This is a genomic window from Roseomonas sp. SRI_022 (assembly GCF_057586215.1).
Genome location: NZ_JBYCZL010000024.1, coordinates 43,514 through 66,059 on the forward strand (window position 1 = coordinate 43,514; position 22,546 = coordinate 66,059).

The window sequence follows — 22,546 nt, forward strand, 5'->3', positions numbered from 1 at the left end:
ACTTATCTGATAAGTCAGCCCATGAGGGGAATCCAAGGACGCAACGGCGATGGCAGGCGACCCGCTGCTGATCCGGGAGGTGCGCGCCCATCCGCTGCGGGCGCGCCTGCCGACCGTGCAGGTGACCGGCCAGGGCGAATGGCCAGCGCTCGAGATCGTGGTGGTGGAGGTTGTCACCGAATCCGGCCTGACCGGCATCGGTGAGGTGCTCGGGCGGAGGGGCGCCGCTGGGTATGCGCGCTTCATCGCCGATGCGCTGGCGCCGAAGCTGGTCGGGCGCAGCGCGCATGATCGTCGCGCGCTGTGGTCGGCGATGCGCGGAGTGCTGACGGGGCGGCTCGGCGGCATGCTGGTCGAATGCATTGCCGGTGTGGACATCGCGCTGTGGGACCTCGCCGGGCAGTCAGCCGGGCAGCCAATCTGGCGGCTGCTCGGGGGTGCCGGACGTGGTTCGGTCGATGCTTATGCCAGTTCGATCAACTGGGGCGACGATGCGCGAGTGGAAGCGGAGGTCGCCTCGGCACTGGCGAAAGGCTTCCGGCAGATCAAGGTAAAGGTCGGGCGCCCGCTGCCGCGCGCCATCGCACGGGTGAAGCAGGTGCGGCGGCTGGTCGGCGACGAGGTGCTGCTCGGCGTCGATTGCAACTGGGCCTATGACGCCGATGACGCGCTCGCGCTGGGACGCACCATGTGCGACGCGGGCTACTGGTTCTACGAGGAACCGATCCCACCGGGCGACCATGCCGGGTACCGGCGCCTCGCCCAGCATCTGCCGATCCGCCTTGCCGCCGGGGAGAGCGACTTCACCGCTGCCGACAGCACCGATCTTGTCCGCGATCATGTGCTGGGGCTGGTGCAGCCGGACGTCGCGCGCAGCGGCGGCATCACGGAGACCTGGCGCATCGCCGAGCAGGCCGCGACCCACGGCGTCTCCTACGCCCCGCATGTCGGCTGGTCGGGCGGCATCTGCTCGGCGGCCAGCCTGCACCTCGCCGCGGCGGCGGAAGCCTTCCTGACCTTCGAATGCATGGTCTTCGACAATCCGCTGCGCCAGGCGCTGACGACCCCGGTCGCCGGTGACGTCGCCGGGCTGACGCCCGAGGGCAAGCTGATCGTCCCCACCGCGCCGGGGCTTGGCGTCACGCTCGCGCCGGATGCGCTGGAACGCTTCAGGATCGCGCCATGAACCCGTCCCTCTCGCGCTTCGACCCGCTGCCGCGCATCCTCGCCTTCGACGATTTCGACCGCGGCTTCTGCGGATGGGCGCAGCACCAGGGCAACTACGAAGGCAGCCTGGACACCGTGCTGCCCGGCTATGCGCAGATGCAGGCGCCGATGCTGTCCACCCTGCCCGGCTGGGATTTCGGCAGCCATGGCGGCGTGGATGGCGCCTATGTGCTGAAGGTGCAGACGCTGCCGCGCATCGGCGCGCGCAGCGTCACGGTGAAGCGCCTGACCTTCCGCGACGCTGCGCCGATCCGCCTGGAATTCTGGTTCACCTTCAAGCCGGAGGCGACAGAACTCGCGCTGGCGGAAACCGACGTGCGCGCCTTCGGGTTACTGTTCGACCTGCAATCAGGCGACACGGCAACCGGGCCCGAACGCATCATGCCGCATCTCCGCTTCCTCAACGCCCGGGACGGCGAACATCTGCAACGCTGGCAGTTCAAGCGCGCGGTCGAACCAGCCACGACCTATAGCGCCAAGACCGCCAGCCACGACCACATGGCCGACCACAACTGGGAGGACCTGCCCGGCGGCGCGCAGAAGCTCTGCTACAATGAGATCGCGACGAAGGTGAACTGGCACTACGGGTGCGTCGACCTCGACCTCCACGATTTCCGCGTCACCGGCTTCCGCATCAACGATCGCGTGCATGATGTCTCGTCCTTCGAAGCCATGCGGATGCCGGCCTGGAAGAACCTCTGGTGCATGCTGAACGTCGCGTTCTTTGTGGAGACGGATGTCGCCAAGCGCGCCTGGCTGGCGCTCGATTCCGTCTGCCTGTCGACGGAGGCGCGCTGATGCTGCCCGCGAGTCATCTCGCCGTCATCGCGCGCAACGAGACCTGGGAGGCCGGTCCGGTCGCGACCGAACCCCATGAATGCGGCTGGGCGCGCGAGGCGATGGTCTTCATCCGCGCGCTGAAACCGCCCGCGCTGCGTGGCGGGATCCCACGGCTTCGCATCGAGGTCAGCCCGGATGGCATGCACTGGACGCCGGAGGGGAGCACCATCGCCCTGCCCGGCAGCCTCGGCGAGCAGACCTTCGCCCGCGTCACGCAGTTCGGCGGCTGGCTACGCCTCGCCGGTGAGATACCGGCGGGCGCGCGCGTCACCGTGCTGGTCTCACTGCACCTCAAGGCCTGAACGTGCGGGAGACGCTCGCCGCGCGCCTCGCCCTGATCGCGCCGGCCCAGGGGCTGGTGCTGGCGGTTCTAGTCGTGCCGGCGCTCTACCTCATGTGGCTGTCGCTGCATGAATCCTCCTTCGGCATGCAGGCGCGCTGGGTGGGGGCGGGGAATTATTGGCACATCCTGGCGGATGGCTATTTCTGGCGGTCGATCCGCAACACGGCGATCGTCGTGCTGGTGGTGGTGCATGCGGAACTGCTGCTCGGGCTGCTGATGGCGCTGCTCTTTGCCTCGGGGCTGCCGATGCGGCGGCTGCTGCTGGCGACCGTGCTCGCGCCCTATGCGGTCAGCGAGGTCGCCGCCGTGGTGATGTGGCGCTACCTGTTCGACCCGGAGGTCGGGCAGGTCTCGCATGTGCTGGCCGCGCTCGGCCTGCCACCGCTCGATTGGGCGGTGAACCCGACGCATGGGTTGGTGATGGTCTCGCTGCTGTCGGTGTGGCTGCACCTGCCCTTCACCTTCATGATCCTCTACGCGGCGCGGCTCGCCATCCCGCTCGAGCTCTACGAGGCCGCGCGCATCGACGGGGCGAGCCCCTGGCAGGCCTTCCGCCGCGTCACCCTGCCGCTGCTGGTACCGGCGATGCTGATTGCCGCACTGTTCCGCCTGATCTTCGCCTTCCGCCTGTTCAGCGAGGTCTGGCTGCTGACCGGCGGCGGCCCGGCCCGCACGACCGAGGTCGTGGCCGTCTACCTCTACCTCGAGGCCTTCCGTTACAACGCCTTCGGCGCCGCGGCGGCGACCGGCTGGCTGATGGTGGTGGGCAGCCTGCTGCTCGCCGCACCCTATCTGTGGCGCCTCGCAAGGGCGGGACGCGATGCGGCCTAGGCGCATCCTGCCGCGCCTGCTGAAGGGGGCCGCGGTCGCGGCGATCCTGCTCTGGTCGCTCGCGCCGATCGCGCTGATCCTCTCCTCCTCCTTCAAGCCGGAACGCGACATCTTCGCCTTCCCGCCGCGCTTCCTGTTCACGCCGACCACGGCCCATTACGCCGCGCTCTGGGCGCGCTGGCCGGATTTCTTCGCAGCCCTGGGCAACAGCCTGCTGATCACGGCCATGGCGACGCTGCTCGCCGTGACCTCGAGCCTGACCGCCGGCTACGCCTATTCGCGCTTTCGTGGACGTTGGCTCGCGGCATCGGCCTTCGGTCTGATCGTGGTGCGGCTGATCCCGCCCATCGTCTGCACCCTGCCCCTGTTCCCTGCGGCGAATGCGCTCGGCTTGCAGGACACGCATGTCTGGCTCGCGGTGCTCTACGCGACCTTCTTCGTCTCCCTCGGTACCTTCGTCATGCGCGCCTTCATCGACCAGATCCCGCGCGAGTTGGACGAGGCCGCGGCGGTGGACGGCGCCGGGCGGTTCCGCACACTGTTCCGCGTGATCGCGCCGCTCGCCGCGCAAGGGATGCTCGCCGTCGCGGTCTTCGTCATCGTCTATGCCTGGAACGAGTTCCTCTTCGCCTTCATCTTCACCTCGACGCGCGCGCGCACGGCGCCGCTGGTGCTGGCGGAGATCATCGGCAATTTCGACGGCGTGGAATGGGGTGTGCTCTTCGCCGCGGCGTCGGTGCAACTCGCGCCCGTGCTCGCCTTCGTCTGGGTTACGCAGAAATACCTCGTGGCCGGGCTGACCGCCGGGGCCACCAAGGGGTAGCGCGCCGGGGGATGCCAAGCCGGCCGGACTGGGCGATGCTGCGCGCAACGGCCGGAGGACGCCCCAGACATGATCCACACCCTGCACCGCCGCGCGCTGATCGCCGGCCTCGCCGCCATGCCAGCGACCGTGTCCGTGGCCCGCGCCCAGGGCGAATGGCCGACGCGACCCGTGCGCCTCATCATCCCCTCGGCGGCCGGTGGTGCCGCGGATTTCATCGGACGCACGCTTGGCCGTTTCCTCGAGCCACATCTGCGCCGGCCGGTCGTAGTGGACAATCGGCCGGGCGCGGGCGGCATCACCGGGACCGAGGCGGCGAAACTCGCCGCACCGGACGGCTACACATTCCTGATCGCGACCAATTCCACCCATGCGGCGAATGAATTCCTTTACCGCCGCTTGCCTTATGATCCCGTGCGCGACTTCGCCCATATCGGGCTGCTCGGCACCTATGCGACCGTCGCGGTGGTGCCGGCCGACGCACCCTACAAGACCATCCCGGCACTGATCGCCCAGGCACGGGCCAATCCCGGACGGGTCTTCTTCGGCTACTACTCCTCCTCGTCACTCGTGCCGGCGGCGTTGCTCAAGGCGCGGGCGGATATCGACGTGACCGGCGCGGCCTACCGTTCCATCACGCAGATCGTGCCCGACCTGATCGGCGGGCAGATCCAGTTCGCATTCCTCGACAGCCTTTCGGCGGCGCCCGCGCTGCAATCGGGCCGCGTCGTGCCGATCGCGGTGACATCTCCCGCGCGATCCCCGCTGACGCCGGACCTGCCCACCGTCGCCGAGAGCATCCCTGACTTCGTCGTGCAGGGCTGGTTCGGGCTGACCGCGCCGGCCGGCACGCCGCGACCGATCCTCGACCGCATGCAGGCGCTGCTTCGCGACGCGGCGGCCGATGCCGCGCTGGTGGAAGCGATGACCCGGCAGGGCCTGACGCCCGGCTTCATGACCGGGGCGGAGATGGACCGCTTCCTGGTCGATGACCGGGCGCGCTGGCGCGAATGGGTCCGCATCGCCGGAATCGAACCGGAGTGAGCGCCGCCCCGCCACCCGGGCTGGTCCCGCCCGGCACGCGCCACGCCGCCGGCGACCATGCCGCGGTCTTCATCACCGATGGCGCGGGCCCGGCCATTCTCTGCATCCCCGGCGGCTACCACGGCGCCTGGTGCTTCGCGCCATGGATGGAGATCTTCGAGCGGGCAGGCATCGCCGCGGCTGCCTTGGAACCGCGCGGCAAGGGGACGCTCGCCGACCTTGCCAGCCCCGCGACCGGTATCGAGGACTACGCCGCCGATGCTGTCGCCGCGGCGGTCGTGCTCGATGCGCCGGTCGTGCTGCTCGGCCACAGCCTCGGCGCGCTGATCGCCATGCGCGCGGCGATGCGGCTGCCGCGCGTCGCCGGATTGCTGCTCGTCGCACCCTCCCCGCCCGGCAACATGCCGGGGGTTGCCGCGGTGCCGCTTGTGCCGGAAGGCGCGCTGATCCCTCCGCCCGGAGCGGCGGTGGCGACCGCACGCTTCCTCGGGGGCGAACGGTTTGACGACCTGGCCGCCTATCTCACGGCACTGAGCCCGGAATCACCGCGCGCGCTGAATGACCGCTACGCGCTGCGCGTGTCGATCGACCCCGCGCCCTTCACGGCAATCCCCTCCCTGGTGGTCGAGGCCGGGCGCGACGACGCCGAGCGCCATCCGTCCGGTCAGGATGCCGCGATCGCGCGCTTTCTGGGCGGCGCGCATCTCCTGCTGCCGGACATGCCGCATTGCATGATGCTGCCCCCCTGGGCGGAGCAAGCCGCCGCGCCACTGATCGCCTGGCACCGCGCGCAGTTCGCGCGCTGACGCGCCTCTACGCGGCGAGATTGCGTTCGAGGCCCTGGACGCGTCCGGTGCGCTCAGCGCTGCATTCGCAGCCAGGCAGCAGCGCGACCGAGGCAAGCAGGGCCAGGCGAGGCAGGATGCGGGTTGCGGTCATCAGCACCTCTCATGGGGCGTTCCTGCCGGCTCGGGACGCAACCCGAATCATTGGGATGCAGGCATGGTCCGAGCCCAGCCCGCACCAGCTGCAATCGGGTGCGACGGATCGCGCACGGACCCGTCAGTCCGGCCCCTGGTCCAGCCCGGCGCGCAGCCGGCCGCCGGGGTCGGCGATCAGGCCTTCACGCAGGAACAGGTCGATCAGCACCAGGTTGACGTTGAACTTGATGCCGTCGGTCTCGCGCACCGCCTCCAGCAGGCGGGCGGCGGGCCACAGCTCGAACCGCTCGACCTCGTCATCGCCGGGAACCGGGGTGACGCCCTCGGGGATATCGAGGTCGAAGCAATGCAGCACGTCCCGGCGCAGCCCCTCCGCATTCGCCATGACGTAAGAAACGCGGCCCGCCGACCGCGCGCCGGCGGCGAGGCCTGGCGGCAGGCTGGCTTCCTCGGCGGCTTCCTTGACCAGGCACTCCTCGGGCGAGAGGCCGGCCGGAATGCCGCCGGCGACGATGTTGTCGAGCTGGCCGGGAGCGACCGCCTTGTCCTGCGCGCGCACACCCACCCAGACATGCAGCCCGTCTGCCCGCCGCACCAGCCCATTCACATGCACGCCCTGGGACATGACGCCGAAAGCCGGCAATGCGCCGCGGTCGAGCGCAGCGAGCGCGGGTCCCCCGCTGGTCTCGCGCACATCGAAGGCTTCCCGCCGGATACGCAGGAAGCCACCGGTCGCGAGCGCGGGCAGCACCTCGGACAGGGCTTGGCTGCGCAGGCCCGGGCTGCGCAACCGTCCGGCCAGCGCAACCCCGTCCCGGTCGAAATGGAAGTCGCGCGGGCGGAAGGTCAGCGCCTGGGCCAGGTCGGGCGAGACCCATCCGACCTGCGCCGCGCCGATCCGGAACGGCAGCAGCCCGGCGGGCGAGCCGATATTGTTGCAGGCATCGATGTGGCGCTGCAGGGCTTGGTCGGGCATGCGGCCTCGGGATGTGTCAGGCAGCAGCCTAGCAGCACGGTCCGGCCGGGACACCGCCCCCGGACCGGCGGCGCGATCGGTCAGCCGCGCCGCGGCGGAACGCGCGCGTAGGACAGGTAGTGATAGGTCTCGTGCGGCCAGCGATCACCGAGCACCGAGGCCGAAACGCTCACTTCCTCCTGCCAGGCATCGGCAAGCACGGCGACGCCGGACCATTGCGCGAAGTCCGGTTCCTTCTGGTTGCCCGAGACATCGGGAATGCCGAGCACGGTGACGGTGTGGTTGCGGAACATGCGCGGACCGCTGCGCGGCAGGATCAGGATGAGATCGAGCGGCGCCACCCCGGCATGCCGCAGCAGCGAAAAGGCGGTCGAGGCGATGTAGCCGCAGTTGCCCGCACCGTGCCGGATGGCCTCATGCGCGACCTCGTCTACATGGTCGAGCCGGTAGGGATCGGCATTGGACAGGCGCATCGCATGCTCCTCGTCATAGTCGAGCTCGCCCACGGCGCTGTCGACCATCTGCGTCCCGACGGTGGAGGTGAACCAGCGATCGAGCTCGGCGCCGAGGCGGCGGATGGCGAAGGGGTCGTCCGGCCGCCGTTCCGGCTTGTCGAAGGCGCGCAGACCGCGCGGGCCGCCGGCGGGCACCTGGCCGCCCCAGCTGCCGCCCTCGAAGGGCGCGATGGAATTGGAGGCGCCGGACCGGATCAGCGCACGGGTGATCCCGATCGCGGTCGTCGCGGCGATGGCATGGTTGCCGGCCACCGGGCGGATCGGCCCGCCCAGCGCGGTGATGCGCTGCTGCTTGGCGTGGAGTGCTGGTGTCATGCGAGGTCCGGCTGGAAGGGAATGGTCAGGCGACCGAGGCGCATGGTGACACGCCCGGCTGGAGTCGTTTTGGTTCGCCGCAGACGCGCTGGCAATGCGTTGCTTCACAGCGTCGCTGCGCGGTGGGGGGCTTGCATCCGGCGCATGGATGGCGCCCATGCGCTGCGGGCGCTTCCCCTGGCCGCCTTCCCGCCCCATGTGGCGCAGTCTGACCGGAGTCCGACACACGTGCCCCCAGCCAAGCCCGGCGCCGACGACAATCATCTGCGCGCCTTGATGCGCCTCGCCCCCTATCTCTGGCCGAAGGGGGAGACGGAGCTGCGCGTGCGCGTCGTCGCCGCGCTGGTCCTGCTGGCCGCGGCCAAGGCGGCGAATGTGCTGGTGCCGATGATGTACGCCCATGCGGTGGATGCGCTGGCGCCGAAATCGGGCGTGGGGGCCATGGTCACCGTGCCGGTCGCGCTGCTGCTCGGCTACGGCATCCTGCGCGTCATGGCCTCGGTCTTCGGGGAGTTGCGCAACGCGGTCTTCGCCAAGGTGCAGGCCCGCGCCGGGCGGCGCGTGGCGCTGGAGGTCTTCGAGCACCTGCACGCGCTGTCGATGCGTTTCCACATGGACCGCGCGACGGGCGGACTGTCCCGCGTCATAGAAAGGGGTGTGCGCGGCATCGCCACCTCGCTGAACTTCCTGCTGTTCAACATCATCCCGACCATCGTCGAGATCCTGTTCGTCGCCGCCATCCTGTGGTGGATCTTCGCGGCGTCCTTCGCGCTGACGATGCTCGGCACCATCGTCGCCTACGTCGCCTTCACCCTGACCTTCACCAATTGGCGCCTGCGCTTCCGCCGGACGATGAACCAGACCGACGAGGAAGCGAACACCAAGGCGGTGGACAGCCTGCTGAACTACGAGACGGTCAAGTATTTCGGCAATGAGGTGCATGAGGCGCGCCGCTACGAGGACAGCCTGACGCGCTACGAGCGCGCCTATGTGCGGTCCGAGACGACGCTGAACATGCTGAACGCCGGCCAGGCCTTCATCATGGCGATCGGCCTGACGGTGACGATGCTGCTGGCCGGGTCGGGCATCGCGCAGGGGACGATGACGGTGGGCGACCTGGTGATGGTCAACACCTACCTGATCCAGCTCTACCTGCCGCTCAACATCCTTGGCTTCGCCTATCGCGAGATCAAGCAAGGGCTGACCGACATGGAGCAGATGTTCGGCCTGCTCTCGGTCCCCGCCGAGGTGCAGGATGCCCCCGACGCCACGCCGCTCGTGCGCGGTCCGGGGGAGATCCGTTTCGAGGATGTCCGCTTCGGCTACCGCCCGGATCGGGAGATCCTGAAGGGCGTGTCCTTCACCGTGCCGCCGGGACGGATGCTCGCGATCGTCGGGCCGACCGGGGCGGGCAAGTCCACCATCTCCCGGCTGCTGTTCCGCTTCTATGACGCGACCGGCGGACGCGTCGCCGTGGATGGGCAGGATGTGCGGGAGGTGACGCAGACCAGCCTGCGCCAGGCGATCGGCGTGGTGCCGCAGGACACCGTGCTGTTCAACGACACGATCCGCTACAACATCGCCTATGGCCGGCCAGGTGCGACGGATGCCGAGGTCGAGGCCGCCGCGCGCGCCGCCCAGGTGCATGATTTCGTCCTCCGCCTGCCCGATGGCTATGCGACGCGGGTCGGTGAGCGCGGGCTGAAGCTGTCGGGCGGGGAGAAGCAGCGCGTCGCCATCGCGCGCACGATTCTCAAGGACCCGCGCATCCTGATCCTGGACGAGGCGACGAGCGCGCTCGACACCCGCACCGAGCAAGACATCCAGACCGCGCTGCGCGACGTCTCCCGCAACCGCACAACGCTGGTCATCGCCCATCGCCTGTCCACGGTGGTCGAGGCGGACGAGATCATCGTCCTGCAGGACGGCCGCATCGCCGAACGCGGCACCCATGCCAGCCTGATCGCGGAGGACGGCCTCTATGCCGAGATGTGGCGCCGCCAGGCCCAGGCGGTCGCCGCCGCCGAGGCCGCGGCGCGGGCCCAGGCCGAGGCCGACCTCGACCGCCCGCGCGTCGACCGCCTGGGCGAGGCCATCGCCGAACCGCGTGGCGGGGGTTACATCGCACCCCACCTGATCCAATCTTCAACTGAGACTGAGGAGTAGCGCCGCATGCAGCAGGACCCGTCGGGCATGGCCCCCGAGGATCTGAGCCACGCCGGTTCGGTCGTGGACAAGGCGATCGAATACATGATGGAGCAGCAGATCGCGCCGATTTCCATCGCATCGGCGCTGCTCGGCGGCGCGCTCGGCCTGCTGGCGCGGACCATGGACGACCGGGCGGTGGCGGCGGTGCTGCGCAACGCGCTGGCCTCGGTCGAGAGCGGGGAACTGGCCGAGGCCCGGCAGCCGCCGCCCGCCCGGACTTGACGCGGCGGCCCGGCTGGGCCAAAAGCCCCGCCTTCCTCGTTTCCACCCGCGTGCGGGAGTCCTTCCGCGCGCCCTGATCGTTTCGGGAATACCACCATGGCCCGCCGCTGCGGCATCACCGGCAAGGGCGTCCTGACGGGCAACAACGTCAGCCACGCCAACAACAAGACCCGCCGGCGCTTCCTGCCCAACCTGCAGGAAACCTCCTTCTGGTCCGACGTGCTCGGCTCGCAGGTGAAGCTGCGCCTGTCGACCAACGGCATCCGCACCATCGAACACAATGGCGGCCTCGACAGCTTCCTGCTCGGCACGCCCGACCGGCGCCTGCCCGTGGAAGCGGTCTCCCTCAAGCGCCGTATCGAGCGCGCGAAGGACAAGAAGGCGGCCTGATCCGGGCCACGGGGCCCACGGGCCCCGTTCGGTCCGGCGCGGGCGCAAGCCTCCTGCCGGGAGCCTGACAAGGCGGCATCCTTCGGGATGGCCGCCTTTTTTCTTGGCCGGGCCACACGGCGCGAACCCGCGGCACAGTCGTCCCCTGGCCCCTTCCGGCGCGACGCTGCAGCGGGCAGGATCGGTACGTCTTCGCGGAGGAAGCCGTCATGTCCAAGGTCATCATCACCTGCGCCGTCACCGGGGCGATCCACACGCCCTCCATGTCGGACCACCTGCCAATCACCCCGCAGGAGATCGCCGAGCAGTCCATCGCCGCGGCCGAGGCGGGTGCCAGCATCATCCACCTGCACGCCCGCGACCCGATCGACGGCCGCCCGACGCCGGACCCGGCGGTGTTCATGCAGTTCCTGCCGGTGATCAAGCAATCCACCGACGCCGTCATCAACATCACGACCGGCGGCGGGCTGGGCATGACAGTGGATGAGCGGCTCGCCGCCCCGCTGCAGGCCAAGCCCGAGATGTGCAGCCTCAACATGGGCTCGATGAACTTCAACATCGCGCCGTCGGCCGCGCGCGTGAAGAAGTTCAAGTATGAGTGGGAGAGGCCCTATCTGGAGGGCACCACCAATTACATCTTCCGCAACACTTTCCAGGACATCGAACAGATCGTCGAACGGCTGGGCAAGGGCCACGGCACGCGTTTCGAATTCGAATGCTACGACATCGGCCACCTCTACAACCTCGCGCACATGCTGGACCGCAAGGTGGTGGAGCCGCCGCTGTTCACCCAGACGATCTTCGGCATCCTCGGCGGCATCGGCGCCGAGCACCGCAATCTGATGTTCATGCGGGAGACGGCGGACCGGCTGTTCGGCAAGGACTATGTCTGGTCGGTGCTGGCGGCCGGGCGGCACCAGATGCCCTTCGTGACCATGGCCGCGATGATGGGCGGCAACGTCCGGGTCGGGCTGGAAGACAGCCTGTGGATCGGCAAGGGCAAGGCCGCGACGTCCAATGCCGAGCAGGTCAGCAAGATCCGCCGCATCCTCGAGGAGCTGTCGCTGGAGATCGCCACACCCGCCGAGGCGCGGCAGATGCTGGCGTTGAAGGGCGGCGACCTCGTCGGGTTCTGACGCGACGACGCCCGCACCTGACGGCACGGGCGTCGCGCTTTTCCCCGGGGCACGGGGCATGGCGGAGGCGGGGGCAATTGCTCCGCCACGGATCTGACGCCGCGCCCCGGGGCTGCGCCGCGATCACCGCATCGCGGCGATGTCGATCACCTCGGCGCCGGGCAGCCCGGCCACCGGGCCGGTCGCGGTGGCCGCGCCGGTCTCCAGGTTCACGCTGTGCAGCGTGCCGGCCGCGAGCAGGAAGCCCGTGTTGCCGCCCTGCCCGTCCGACAGGATGTCGAAAGCGACGCCGGCCGGCAGCATCGCCGCCACCTCGCCGCGCGGTTGCTGCACGCCGTCATTGGGCGGCGCCTGCAGGTTGAAGCGGCGGGTCAGCGTGTCGATGGTGTAGAGCGCAGTGGCCTGCGCGCCGCCCATGCTGTTGGTGTAGGCGCCGGCGACGACACGCGGCGTAGTCTCGGCGAAGGGCGTGCCGGACGCGTATTTCAGCGTGCCGTCGGTGGCCGCCTCGCCGGTCTCGACATTCACGCGCAGGTTGGTGCCGTTCATGCCCATCAGGCGCAGGCGGTTGGCGACCGGGTTGAAGTCCACAACGGCGCGGCCGCCGGGATTGAAGGCGGTGTTCAGCCGGCTGACCTGGGTGGCGCGCCCGTTCGCGACATCGATGGTCACGATCTGGCCGCGCTCGGTTACGCCATAGAGGCGGCCATCCTGCGGGCGCTGGTCGATGCCCAGCACGCGGCCATCGGTGCCGGAGATGCGGATGGGCGCGGCCGCGCGGCGCGTCTGGCTGTCGATCACGACGAGCGCATTGTCGGCGGTCAGGCCGACCAGGGTCGCGGCTTCGGCGGCCTGTGCGGCGGCGACCATGCCGAAGGCAGCAAGCGTAAGGCGAAGGGCGTTGGTCATGGCGGTCTCTCCTGGGTCGGGCGAGGCCGCCACCGGCCCCGCTGACCGCCTTACGGAGCCGGATGACGCGCGGATGCAGCCGCACGATCACGAAGTCGCGACGGCTATGTCCCGCGCGCCGCCACCAGCCGCCCAATGAACAGGACCGGCCCGGTCGGCCGCCCGGTCGGCGATCCGCCTGGTGGTTCGAGCGTGATCTCGATCAGCATCCCCGGCTCCGGCCGGATGGCCGAGGGCGTCACCGTCAACCGCCCCTGCTCCGCCGGGATCAGGCCGAGCGAGGTCGGCGCCGTCGCACCCTGCGGCAGTGCCCACAACTGCATCACCCGGTCGGAAGGCACCGGCTGCGGGTTCAGTGAGGCGAGCCGCAGCGCCCCGCCATCAGCCTCCACCAGCCAGGCCGGCTGGTCGCGCTGGGTCAGCAGCACAGTCATCAACCGCTGTTCCGGCGCAGGTTGCAGCACCAGGAAGGCCGCCAACCCCGCCGCCGCCGCGCTCGCCCCCAGCGCCCAGAACCGCCAGAAGGGCGATGGCCGCATCGCAGCCGCCGCCGTCGGCGCCGGGCCATCCAGCGCCGTTGTGATGCGGTCCCACAGGCCAGGCGGCGGTGCCTCGGGCAAGGCGAGCACAGTCAGCGGCGCGAGCCGCGCCTCCCATCCCGCCACAAGGTCGCGCAGGTCGCCGTCGCCAGCCATGGCGGCCACGACCTCCCGCGCCGCGCTCGCATCCAGTGTGCCGAGCACGTATTCGGCCGCCAGTGCATCGCGTTCGACGGGATCGGTCGGGATCACGCCAGGCACTCCTTCAGCGCCAGCAGCCCTCGCCGGATCCACGACTTCACCGTGCCGAGCGGCGTGCCGAGGCGCTCGGCGATCTGCGGATGCGACAGGCCATGGACGAAGGCGAGGACAATCCCCTCGCGGTTCCGCGGTTCCAGCCCTTCGAGGCAGGCGCGCAGGCGCTGCCCTTCCATGCTGGCCGAAAGCCGTTCCTCCGCCTCCGGCCCGACCGCCTCGTCCCCGAGGTTCGGGTCATCGGTCGGAACTTCCCGCCCACGGGCGCGGATGATGTCGAGCGCGGCATGGCGGACGATGGCGCCGAGCCAGGCCTCCGGCGCGCCGCGGCTGGCGTCGAACTGCCCGGCGCGGCGGGCAATGCGCAGGAAGGCGTCCTGCAGCGCGTCGGCGGCGCCGTCCCGGTCGCGCAGGATGGCGTTGGCGACGCCGAACAGGCGCACCGATTGCCGTTCATAGACCGCGCGGAGCGCCGCCCTGTCACCGGCGGCGACCAATGCGAGCAGGCCGGCGAGATCGGTGTCGGCGTCCATGCGGGCACGGAACAGGGCACGGGCAAGCGGGGCGGGTCAAGCGCAATGACCCCATTGCGCCGAGGGGCCGCCACACCGATCATCGGACCCAGCAGGGATTTCAGGAGGCTTCCGCATGACGCGCTTCACCCTTTCGCGCCGCGCGCTCGGCGCCGCGGCGATCGGGACGCTGGCCCGGCCGGCCTTCGCGCAAGGCGCGCCGATCCGCATCGGGGAACTGAATTCCTACGCGCGCATGGCCGCTTTCGCCGTGCCCTACCGCAATGCGATGCAGCTCGCGCAGGATGCGATCAACGCCGCCGGTGGCGTGATGGGCGGGCGACGCATCGAATTCGTCTTCCGCGACGACGGCTCGACGCCCGGTGATGCGGTGCGCGTCGCCGAGGAACTGCTGACGCGCGAGAATGTCTCCTTCCTCGCGGGCACCTTCCTGTCGAATGTCGGCCTCGCGGTCGCGGATTTCGCGAACCAGCGCAAGCGCCTCTTCCTCGCGACCGAGCCGCTGACGGACGCCATCACCATGGCGCAGGGCAATCGCTACACTTGGCGCGTGCGGCCCGGCACCTTCATGCAGACGCGCATGCTGACCGAGGCGATCCGCGGCAAGACGGCGAAGCGCTGGGCGATCGTCGCGCCGAACTATGAATACGGCCAATCCGCCGCGGCGAGCTTCAAGCGCCTACTGCCGGCCGCGATCCCGGGTGCCGAGATCGTCGCGGAGCAATTCCCGGCGCTCGGGCGCGTCGATGCGGGTGCGACGGTCGGAGCGCTGGCGCAGTCGCGCCCGGATGGCATCTTCAACGTGCTGTTCGGCCCGGACCTGACCGCCTTCGTGCGCGAAGGCAACACGCGCGGGCTGTTCGAACGCCGCACCGTGGTCTCCCTGCTGACCGGGGAACCGGAATACCTGATCCCGCTCGGCGAGGAGACGCCAGAAGGCTGGATCGTCACCGGCTACCCCTGGGAGCAGGTGGAGGCGCCGCCGGCGCACAAGGCCTTCATCGAGGCCTATCGCGCGCGCTTCAACGACACGCCGCGCAAGGGCTCGTTGCTCGGCTACGTCACCGTGCAGATCATCGCCAGCCTGCTAAACAAGGCCAATACGCTCGAGACCGAAGCGCTGGTCGATGCGCTGGCCGATCTGCGCACGGATGCCATCGTCGGGCCGGTGGTGATGCGCGGGCTGGACCACCAGGGCACGCTCGGCACCTGGGTCGGTGAAACGACGCTGCGCGGGCGCGAGGGTGCGATGAAGAACGCGCGCTACGCGGATGGGGCCAACTACCTCTTCCCCGAGGAGGAGGTTCGCGCGGCGCGCCGTTCCTCCTGACGCGCGGTGGAGTGGGACTTCCTGCTGGTCCAGGCCCTGTCGGGCCTGGCCAGCGCGTCATCGCTGTTCGTCATCGCCTCGGGCCTGACCATCGTCTTCGGCGTCACCCGGATCGTGAATTTCGCGCATGGCTCCTTCTACATGCTGGGGGCCTATGTCGCGGTCACGCTGGTGCCGTGGCTGCTGGAGTTCGACCGATCGCCGACGCTGTTCTTCGTGGGCGTGCTGGCCTCCGCGGTCGCGATCGGCGGGCTCGGCGTGCTGATGGAAGTCACGCTGCTGCGGCGCATCTACCGCGTGCCGGAGCTGTTCCAATTGCTCGCGACCTTCGGCGTCGTGCTGATCGTGCAGGACCTGGTGCTGCTGGTCTGGGGGCCGGTCGATATCCCGGGGCCACGCGCGCCCGGGCTGCGGCATGGCGTGTACATCTTCGACCAGCGTTTCCCCGCGTATGAGCTGTTCCTGATCTTCGTCGGGCCGGCGGTGCTTGCGCTGCTGTGGCTGCTGATGCACCGGACGCGCTTCGGCGTGCTGATCCGTGCAGCGACGCAGGACCGGGAGATGGTGGGCGCGCTTGGCGTCAACCAGGCGATGCTGTTCACCGGCACGCTGTTCCTCGGCGCCGCACTTGCGGGGCTCGGCGGCGCGCTTCAGATCCCGCGCGTCTCGGCCAATCCGCAGATGGATCTGTCGGTGATCACGGAGGCCTTCGTCGTCACCGTGGTCGGCGGCATGGGATCGGTGCCGGGCGCTTTCATCGCCGCGGTGCTGATCGGGCAGTTGCAGGCCTTCGGCGTGCTGATCTTCCCCAAGATCACGCTGGTGCTGGTGTTCCTGCTGATGGCGGCGGTGCTGGTGGTGAAGCCCTGGGGGCTGCTCGGCCGGCCCGAGGCCGCGGCGGGGCGTGCGGTGCTGCCGGAAGGCATCCTCGACCCGGGGCGGCTGGACGGCGTGGGGAAGGTGCTGGTCTTGCTCGGGCTGGCCGCGATGCTGGCGCTGCCGCTGGTCGATGCCTATGCCGTGAAGGTGGGGACGGAGGTGATGATCCTCGCCCTCGCCGCCTTCTCGCTGAACTTCCTGGTGGGCAATGGCGGCATCGTCTCCTTCGGGCATGCGGCGTATTTCGGACTTGGCGCCTATGGCGCGGGGCTGCTGGTGGTGAAGGCGGGGCTGCCGATGGAACCGGCGCTGGTCGCCGCACCCATCGCGGGCGGCGCGGCGGCCGCGCTGTTCGGCTTCTTCGTGGTGCGGCTGTCGGGCATCTATCTGGCGATGCTGACGCTGGCCTTCGCGCAGATTGCCTATGCCGTGGTGTTCCAGTGGGTGGAGGTCACCGGTGGCGACAATGGCCTGGTCGGCGTCTGGCCATCGCGCTGGGCGGCGTCGCGGGAGGTCTATCACTACCTGACGGCGGCGCTGACGCTGGCGGCGATCATCTTTCTGCGCCGCGTCGTCCATGCGCCGTTCGGCGCGACGCTGCGCGCGGCGCGGGATTCGGTGCAGCGCGCGGATGCGATCGGTGTCGATGTCCGGATGCATCGCTGGCTCGGCTTCATCCTGGCCGGCGCGGCGGCGGGGTTGGCGGGGGGGCTCTACGCTTTCTCGAAGGGCTCGATCGATCCGACGCTGCTCGGCATTCCGCTCAGCGTCGATTTCCTGTCGATGATCCTGCTCGGCGGTATCCAGTCGGTGCTGGGGCCCGTCGCGGGGGCGGCCGCATTCCACGCGCTGAAGGATTTCTTCCTGCCGCTGACCGACCATTGGCGGCTGTTCCTCGGCCTGTCGATCATCGCCATGGTGCTGGTCTTTCCGCGCGGCCTGGCGGGTGCCGCCGCGTCTTTGCGGAAGCGCGCGGCATGACGCTGCTCGCGGTGGAAGGCCTCACCAAGCGCTTCGGCGGCGTGCTCGCGGCCAAGGGCGTGTCCTTCGCGCTGGTGGCGGGCGAGATGCTCGCCATCATCGGCCCGAACGGTGCGGGCAAATCGACGACCTTCAACATGGTGGGCGGGCAGCTGCGCCCCGATGGCGGGACGGTGGCGCTGGCCGGCCAGGACGTGACCGGGATGCCGCCGCGCGCGCTGTGCCGGATGGGGGTGGGGCGCAGCTTCCAGGTGGCGCAGACCTTCCTCTCCTTCTCCGTGCTCGGCAATGTCCAGATGGCGCTGCTGGCGCATCACGGCCAGACGCGGCAGCTGTTGTCCGATGCCGCGGCGATGCATCGCGACGATGCACTCGCATTGCTCGATCGCGTCGGCATGGCGGGGCAGGCGGACCGGCCGATCGGGGAGCTTGCCTATGGCGACGTGAAGCGGGTGGAACTCGCCATCGCGCTCGCCGCCGCGCCGCGCCTGCTGCTGATGGACGAACCGACGGCCGGCATGGCGCCGGCCGAACGATCCACGTTGATGGCACTGGTCGCCGGCATCGCCCGGCGGGAAGGCATCGGCGTGCTGTTCACCGAACACGACATGGACGCCGTCTTCGCCCATGCCGACCGCATCCTGGTGCTGGTGCGCGGCGAGATCATCGCCCGCGGCAGCCCCGAGGAGGTGCGCGCGGACCCGGAGGTGCAGCGCGTCTATCTCGGCCATTCCGGCACGCGCGCGGCGGCGCGGGCGAGGCGCACCCATGGCTGACCAGGTGCTGGAGGTCACGGGGCTGCGTGCCGGCTACGGCCCGGCGGAGGTGCTGTTCGGCGTCGATCTGCACCTCGCGCGCGGGGAGGTCGCGGCGCTGATGGGCCGCAACGGCGCCGGCAAATCCACGACGCTGAAGGCCATCATGGGGCTGCTCGGCCCGCGCGCCGGATCGGTGCGCTTCGCGGGGCAGGAGATCGCGGGCATGGCGCCGTTCCGCATCGCGCGGCTTGGGCTCGGCTACGTGCCGGAGGACCGGCGCATCTTCACCGACCTGACGGTGATGGAGAACCTCGCCGTCGGCCGCCGCGCCGCATCGCCGGGCCGCGAGCCCTGGACGCCGGAACGCCTGTTCGAAGTCTTCCCCAATCTCGCCGAGATGCGCCACCGTCGCGCCGCGGCGATGTCCGGCGGCGAGCAGCAGATGCTGACCATCGCGCGCACGCTGATGGGCAACCCCGAAGCGGTGCTGTTGGACGAACCCTCCGAAGGGCTGGCCCCGGTGATCGTGGAACAGATGGCCGATGCGGTGCTGCGGATGAAGGCGGAAGGGATCGCGGTGCTGGTCTCCGAACAGAGCCTCGACTTTGCCGCCGCCGTCGCCGACCGCGCGCTGATCCTGGAAAAGGGCAGCGTGCGCTGGGAAGGCCCGATCGCAACGCTCGAGGCGGATGAGGATGTCCGCCGCGCTTATCTCACGGTGTGACGCACATGGCTCGACGGATCGCCGGCATCGATGTGGGCGGCACCTTCACCGACCTGGTGATGCAGGAGGCGGATGGGTCGATCCGCATCGCCAAGGTGCCGACCACCAGCGCGAACCAGGCGGGCGGCGTGCTTGCCGCGATCGAAGCGGCCGGGGCGACGCCCGCTTCACTCGACCTGATCGTGCATGGCACCACGGCGACGACGAATGCGGTGCTGGAACGCAAGCTGGCGAAGGTCGGGCTGATCACCACGGCGGGCTTCCGCGACGTGCTGGAACTCGGCCGCCGCACCCGCCCGCGCGCCTATGGCATGACCGGGTCCTTCGAGCCGCTGATCCCACGCGAATGGCGCCGCGAGGTGCCGGAGCGCATGGATGCGCGCGGCGCGGTGCTGATGCCGCTGGACGAGGCCGCGGTGGAGCGCGAAGTGCGCGCGCTGCTGGCCGAAGGCTGCGAGGCGCTGGTCATCCATTTCCTGCACGCCTACGCCAACCCCGCGCATGAGATCCGCGCGGGGGAGATCGCCCGCACGATCTGGCCGAACGGCTATGTCACGCTCGGCCATGCGCTGCTGTCGGAGTTCCGCGAATACGAACGCGGCACCACGGCATCGGTGAACGCGGCGGTGCAGCCGGTGCTGGACCGCTACATCCGTCACCTGCAGGACCGGCTGGCCGAGGCCGGCCACCAGCGCGACCTGCTGGTGATGAATGGCAATGGCGGCACGGTGCCGGCCCGCGCCGTCGCAGCTGAAGCGGCGAAGACGGTGATGTCCGGCCCGGCTTCGGGCGTCATGGCCGCGGCGGCAACGCTGGCGCAGTCGGGCGTGCGGAACGCCATCACCTGCGACATGGGCGGCACCTCCACCGATGTGGCGCTGATCGCGGGCGGTGTGCCGGAGGTCTCGGCGGAGTTGTCCATCGCCTATGGGCTGCCGATCCATCTGCCGATGGTCGATGTGCGCACGGTCGGCGCCGGCGGCGGGTCGATCGCCTGGATCGATCGCGGCGGCATGCTGCGCGTGGGGCCGGAAAGCGCGGGCTCCACGCCGGGGCCGATCTGCTACGGGCGTGGCGGCACGCGGCCGACCGTGACGGACGCGAACCTGCTGCTGGGGCGGCTCGATCCCGATGCGCTGCTGGCGACCGGGCGGCGCGTAGCGGTCGATGAAGTGCGCGACGCCTTCGCGCGGGAGATCGGCGATCCGCTCGGCATGACGCCGGAACAGGCCGCCGAGGCGGTGATCCGGTTGGCCAATGTGCTGATGGCCGGTGCGATCCGCATGGTGTCGCTGTCACGCGGGCATGATCCGCGCGATTTCGCGCTGTTCGCCTTCGGCGGGGCGGGGCCGCTGCATGCCGTCGCATTGGCACGAGAGATCGGCATCCCCGAGGTCTTCGTCCCCTTCCGTCCCGGCCTGACCAATGCGCTGGGCTGCCTGGTTGCCGATCTGCGGCAGGATGTGGTGAACACGCTGAACCGCGGCCTCGACGATATCGAGGAAGCGGAGATCGCCTCAGTCCTCGCCGCGCAGGCGGCACGTGGCCGCGCGGGCGTCGAGGCCGGCGGCGCCGAGGTCGAGCGCATCGAGACGCGCCACGTCGCCGAGATGCAGTTCCGCGGCCAGACACATCTGATCCGTGTGCCGCTCACATCCTCCACGCCGTCACGGGCGGAGGTGCAGGTGGCCTTCGAGGCAGCCTACTTCGCCCGCTTCCAGGTGCACCTGCCGGAGATCCGTGCGGTGCTGGTAAACCTGACGACCAGCGTGGTCGGGCGCCGCCGCGCCTTCGACCTGCGCGCCTTGGCGGCGGTGCCGGTGGGGAAGGCGTGGCTCGGCACGGGGCGTCTTTATGCCGATGGCGCCTGGCACGAGACCACGATCTGGCGGCGGGAGGCCTTGGTCGAGGGCACGCGCATCGCCGGCCCGGCGCTTCTGCAACAGGCGGATGCGACGATCATCCTGGAACCGGGCAGTGCGGCCGTGGTTGATTCGCTCGGCAATCTGAGGATCAGCGCGTGATGGACGCCCTCACCCTCGCGGTCATCCAGGCCGGCCTGACGCAGGTCTGCAACGAGATGGACCTGGCCTTTTCGCGATCCGCCTTCTCGCCGGTGATCGCGGAAGCCGACGACCGGTCGGATGGCATCTATGCCGCCGAGGATGGCGCGCTGATCGCCCAGGGCGAAGGCGGGTTGCCGGTCTTCGTCGGCGCCATGCAGCATTCGGCCGGGCACATCATCCGGCTGATCGGCGAAGGTGCCGTCGCACCGCCCGAACCGGGCGACATCTACATCGTCAACGATCCCTATCTCGGCGGCACGCATCTGATGGATGTGCGCTTCGCGCGACCCTTCTTCGTGGATGGCACGCTGTTCTGCTGGCTGCAGAACACGGGCCATTGGCCGGACACGGGCGGGATGGTGCCGGGCGGCTTCAGTGCGCATGCGACGGAAGTCGAGCAGGAAGGACTGCGCCTACCTCCGGTGAAACTGTTCAAGCGCGGAGAGATGGATCGCGAGATCCTGTCCATCATCCAATCCAACATCCGCGTCGCCGACCAGCGCATCGGGGACATCAAGGCGCAGGCGGCCGCGTTGCTGGTGGGCGAGCGGCGGCTGAACGAACTCGTCGCACGCTATGGCGCCGACACGCTGCGCGAGGCGATCGCGCTGATCAGCGAGCGCGCCGCCGAACGCATGCGTGCCGAGATCCGCCGCATGCCCGAAGCCACTTGGCATGCGGAAGCCTTCGTCGATTCCGACGGCGTGGTGAACGAACCGCTGCGCATCGCGCTCGCCGTCACGCGGTCGGGCGACACGCTGACCTTCGATTTCACCGGATCGTCCAAGCCCTGTGCCGGGCCGATGAATTCGGTCTGGGCGACGACCTATTCGGCGGTGTGCCTCGGTGTGAAGCACATCTTCCCCGATGTGCCGATCAATGCCGGAACCTTCGCGCCACTGAACATCATCAGGCCGGAGGGCACCTTCCTCGATGCGCGCTATCCGCGCCCGGTCTCCGGCTGCGCGGCGGAGGTCAGCCAGCGCATCGCGGAGGCTGTCTTCCTGTGCCTGGTGCAGGCGCTGCCCAATGAGGTCACCGCCGCGCCTGCCGGCACATCCGGCAACTTCGCGCTCGGCGGCACCGATCCGGCGCGCGGCGCGGGATATGTGATGTACCAGATCACCGGTGGCGGATATGGCGGCAATGGGGGTGAGGACGGGCTGACCAATGGCTGTTCGACCATCGGCATCAGCAAGACCGCGCCGGTCGAGGTGATGGAGCAATACTACCCCGTGCTGTTCACGCGCTTCGCGCTGCGCGAGGGTTCGGGCGGCGCGGGTGCGCATCGCGGCGGCTTCGGCGTGCATTACGAAGTCGAGTTGCTGCGCGGCGAGGCGCGGGCGAGTTTCGTCATGGACCATGGCCGCTTCGGGCCGCCCGGCGTGCTCGGCGGCGGCGACGGTGCGCCGAATGAGGTGCGCATCCATCGCGGCGGCACGACGACGATCCCGCTGCATCTGTCGAAGGACCAGGGCATCGCGCTGTCGCCGGGCGATCGTGTGGAGGTAAAGACGCCGGGTGGTGGGGGTTACGGCGATCCCTTCGCGCGTGATCCGGCGCTGGTCGCGCGCGACGTGCGGCGTGGCTATTTCTCGGCTTCGCAGGCCGCGGCGCTGTGGGGTGTGGCGCTGTCGTCCGATGGCTCCGTGGATGTGGTGGGAACGGCCGCCCTGCGCCGGGGGGTCGCCGCCTGATGCGCCCGCTCTGCCCTGGTGACAGACAGAAAAAGGAGGGGGCGCGGGGGAGTTCCCTCCCCCG

Annotated in this window: 23 protein-coding genes; 17 read left to right on the plus strand and 6 right to left on the minus strand. The window is 69.8% G+C overall.

Features of this window, described 5'->3' with window-relative positions:
• Positions 1–49 precede the first annotated feature (49 nt).
• The 7 genes from AC2YHJ_RS21045 (at position 50) to AC2YHJ_RS21075 (ending at position 5,914) form a co-directional block, all read left to right on the plus strand.
• Positions 50–1,186, plus strand: coding sequence for a mandelate racemase/muconate lactonizing enzyme family protein (locus AC2YHJ_RS21045; RefSeq protein WP_487398133.1), 1,137 nt, complete (start codon positions 50–52; stop codon positions 1,184–1,186).
• Positions 1,183–2,025 (plus strand): DUF6772 family protein, encoded by an 843-nt coding sequence (locus AC2YHJ_RS21050; RefSeq protein WP_487398134.1) that lies wholly within the window; start codon positions 1,183–1,185, stop codon positions 2,023–2,025. The genes AC2YHJ_RS21045 and AC2YHJ_RS21050 overlap by 4 nt, the downstream gene beginning before the upstream one ends.
• Complete coding sequence (locus AC2YHJ_RS21055; RefSeq protein WP_487398135.1) at positions 2,025–2,369, plus strand: hypothetical protein; 345 nt, start codon at positions 2,025–2,027, stop codon at positions 2,367–2,369. Before AC2YHJ_RS21050 ends, AC2YHJ_RS21055 begins: the two co-directional genes overlap by 1 nt.
• Positions 2,370–2,371: 2 nt before the next feature.
• The gene (locus tag AC2YHJ_RS21060; protein ID WP_487398136.1) at positions 2,372–3,241 is read left to right on the plus strand and encodes a carbohydrate ABC transporter permease; all 870 of its coding nucleotides are present in this window, start codon (positions 2,372–2,374) and stop codon (positions 3,239–3,241) included.
• On the plus strand, positions 3,231–4,064 hold the full coding sequence (locus AC2YHJ_RS21065) for a carbohydrate ABC transporter permease (RefSeq protein WP_487398137.1): 834 nt from the start codon (positions 3,231–3,233) through the stop codon (positions 4,062–4,064). The genes AC2YHJ_RS21060 and AC2YHJ_RS21065 overlap by 11 nt, the downstream gene beginning before the upstream one ends.
• Before the next feature lie 69 nt (positions 4,065–4,133).
• A complete protein-coding gene (locus tag AC2YHJ_RS21070; protein ID WP_487398138.1) occupies positions 4,134–5,108 on the plus strand; it encodes a Bug family tripartite tricarboxylate transporter substrate binding protein in 975 nt (324 codons plus the stop codon).
• The gene (locus AC2YHJ_RS21075; RefSeq protein ID WP_487398139.1) at positions 5,105–5,914 is read left to right on the plus strand and encodes an alpha/beta hydrolase; all 810 of its coding nucleotides are present in this window, start codon (positions 5,105–5,107) and stop codon (positions 5,912–5,914) included. Before AC2YHJ_RS21070 ends, AC2YHJ_RS21075 begins: the two co-directional genes overlap by 4 nt.
• A 7-nt stretch (positions 5,915–5,921) precedes the next feature.
• Here AC2YHJ_RS21075 and AC2YHJ_RS21080 read toward each other — a convergent pair whose 3' ends face one another.
• The 3 genes from AC2YHJ_RS21080 to AC2YHJ_RS21090 form a co-directional block, all read right to left on the minus strand.
• The gene (locus AC2YHJ_RS21080; protein ID WP_487398140.1) at positions 5,922–6,047 is read right to left on the minus strand and encodes a hypothetical protein; all 126 of its coding nucleotides are present in this window, start codon (positions 6,045–6,047) and stop codon (positions 5,922–5,924) included.
• 123 nt (positions 6,048–6,170) lie between these two features.
• Entirely contained in the window at positions 6,171–7,025 is an 855-nt protein-coding gene (locus AC2YHJ_RS21085) for an NUDIX hydrolase (RefSeq protein WP_487398141.1), read from the minus strand.
• Between the two features lie 80 nt (positions 7,026–7,105).
• Complete coding sequence (locus tag AC2YHJ_RS21090) at positions 7,106–7,855, minus strand: hypothetical protein (protein ID WP_487398142.1); 750 nt, start codon at positions 7,853–7,855, stop codon at positions 7,106–7,108.
• A 276-nt stretch (positions 7,856–8,131) separates the two neighbouring features.
• Here AC2YHJ_RS21090 and AC2YHJ_RS21095 point away from each other — a divergent pair, with 276 nt between their 5' ends.
• The 4 genes from AC2YHJ_RS21095 to kce all read left to right on the plus strand — a co-directional run bounded on the left by AC2YHJ_RS21095 (position 8,132) and on the right by kce (position 11,811).
• On the plus strand, positions 8,132–10,021 hold the full coding sequence (locus AC2YHJ_RS21095; protein ID WP_487398177.1) for an ABCB family ABC transporter ATP-binding protein/permease: 1,890 nt from the start codon (positions 8,132–8,134) through the stop codon (positions 10,019–10,021).
• 6 nt (positions 10,022–10,027) lie between these two features.
• A complete protein-coding gene (locus AC2YHJ_RS21100) occupies positions 10,028–10,285 on the plus strand; it encodes a hypothetical protein (RefSeq protein WP_487398143.1) in 258 nt (85 codons plus the stop codon).
• 96 nt (positions 10,286–10,381) lie between these two features.
• Positions 10,382–10,675, plus strand: a complete 294-nt coding sequence (gene rpmB / locus AC2YHJ_RS21105) for a 50S ribosomal protein L28 (RefSeq protein WP_487398144.1) — start codon at positions 10,382–10,384, stop codon at positions 10,673–10,675.
• Between the two features lie 209 nt (positions 10,676–10,884).
• Positions 10,885–11,811 carry a 3,5-dioxohexanoate:acetyl-CoA acetone transferase gene (gene kce / locus AC2YHJ_RS21110; RefSeq protein ID WP_487398145.1) on the plus strand — a complete coding sequence of 309 codons (927 nt, stop codon included), beginning with the start codon at positions 10,885–10,887 and terminating at the stop codon, positions 11,809–11,811.
• A gap of 123 nt (positions 11,812–11,934) precedes the next feature.
• Here the strand turns inward: kce and AC2YHJ_RS21115 are convergent, their stop codons facing one another.
• The 3 genes from AC2YHJ_RS21115 to AC2YHJ_RS21125 form a co-directional block, all read right to left on the minus strand.
• A complete protein-coding gene (locus AC2YHJ_RS21115) occupies positions 11,935–12,720 on the minus strand; it encodes a DUF4394 domain-containing protein (RefSeq protein ID WP_487398146.1) in 786 nt (261 codons plus the stop codon).
• Between the two features lie 104 nt (positions 12,721–12,824).
• Complete coding sequence (locus tag AC2YHJ_RS21120) at positions 12,825–13,511, minus strand: anti-sigma factor (protein ID WP_487398147.1); 687 nt, start codon at positions 13,509–13,511, stop codon at positions 12,825–12,827.
• Positions 13,508–14,047, minus strand: coding sequence for a sigma-70 family RNA polymerase sigma factor (locus tag AC2YHJ_RS21125; RefSeq protein WP_487398148.1), 540 nt, complete (start codon positions 14,045–14,047; stop codon positions 13,508–13,510). The genes AC2YHJ_RS21120 and AC2YHJ_RS21125 overlap by 4 nt, the downstream gene beginning before the upstream one ends.
• Positions 14,048–14,162: 115 nt before the next feature.
• Between AC2YHJ_RS21125 and AC2YHJ_RS21130 the strand changes: the two genes are divergently transcribed.
• The 6 genes from AC2YHJ_RS21130 to AC2YHJ_RS21155 are packed head-to-tail and all read left to right on the plus strand — an operon-like array spanning position 14,163 to position 22,482.
• Entirely contained in the window at positions 14,163–15,377 is a 1,215-nt protein-coding gene (locus AC2YHJ_RS21130; RefSeq protein WP_487398149.1) for an ABC transporter substrate-binding protein, read from the plus strand.
• 6 nt (positions 15,378–15,383) lie between these two features.
• Positions 15,384–17,237, plus strand: coding sequence for an ABC transporter permease (locus AC2YHJ_RS21135; protein WP_487398150.1), 1,854 nt, complete (start codon positions 15,384–15,386; stop codon positions 17,235–17,237).
• Positions 17,234–18,013 carry an ABC transporter ATP-binding protein gene (locus AC2YHJ_RS21140; RefSeq protein ID WP_487398151.1) on the plus strand — a complete coding sequence of 260 codons (780 nt, stop codon included), beginning with the start codon at positions 17,234–17,236 and terminating at the stop codon, positions 18,011–18,013. Before AC2YHJ_RS21135 ends, AC2YHJ_RS21140 begins: the two co-directional genes overlap by 4 nt.
• Positions 18,006–18,719, plus strand: a complete 714-nt coding sequence (locus tag AC2YHJ_RS21145) for an ABC transporter ATP-binding protein (protein WP_487398152.1) — start codon at positions 18,006–18,008, stop codon at positions 18,717–18,719. The genes AC2YHJ_RS21140 and AC2YHJ_RS21145 overlap by 8 nt, the downstream gene beginning before the upstream one ends.
• Before the next feature lie 5 nt (positions 18,720–18,724).
• On the plus strand, positions 18,725–20,743 hold the full coding sequence (locus AC2YHJ_RS21150) for a hydantoinase/oxoprolinase family protein (RefSeq protein ID WP_487398153.1): 2,019 nt from the start codon (positions 18,725–18,727) through the stop codon (positions 20,741–20,743).
• Complete coding sequence (locus tag AC2YHJ_RS21155; protein ID WP_487398154.1) at positions 20,743–22,482, plus strand: hydantoinase B/oxoprolinase family protein; 1,740 nt, start codon at positions 20,743–20,745, stop codon at positions 22,480–22,482. Before AC2YHJ_RS21150 ends, AC2YHJ_RS21155 begins: the two co-directional genes overlap by 1 nt.
• The last annotated feature ends 64 nt before the right edge of the window (positions 22,483–22,546 follow it).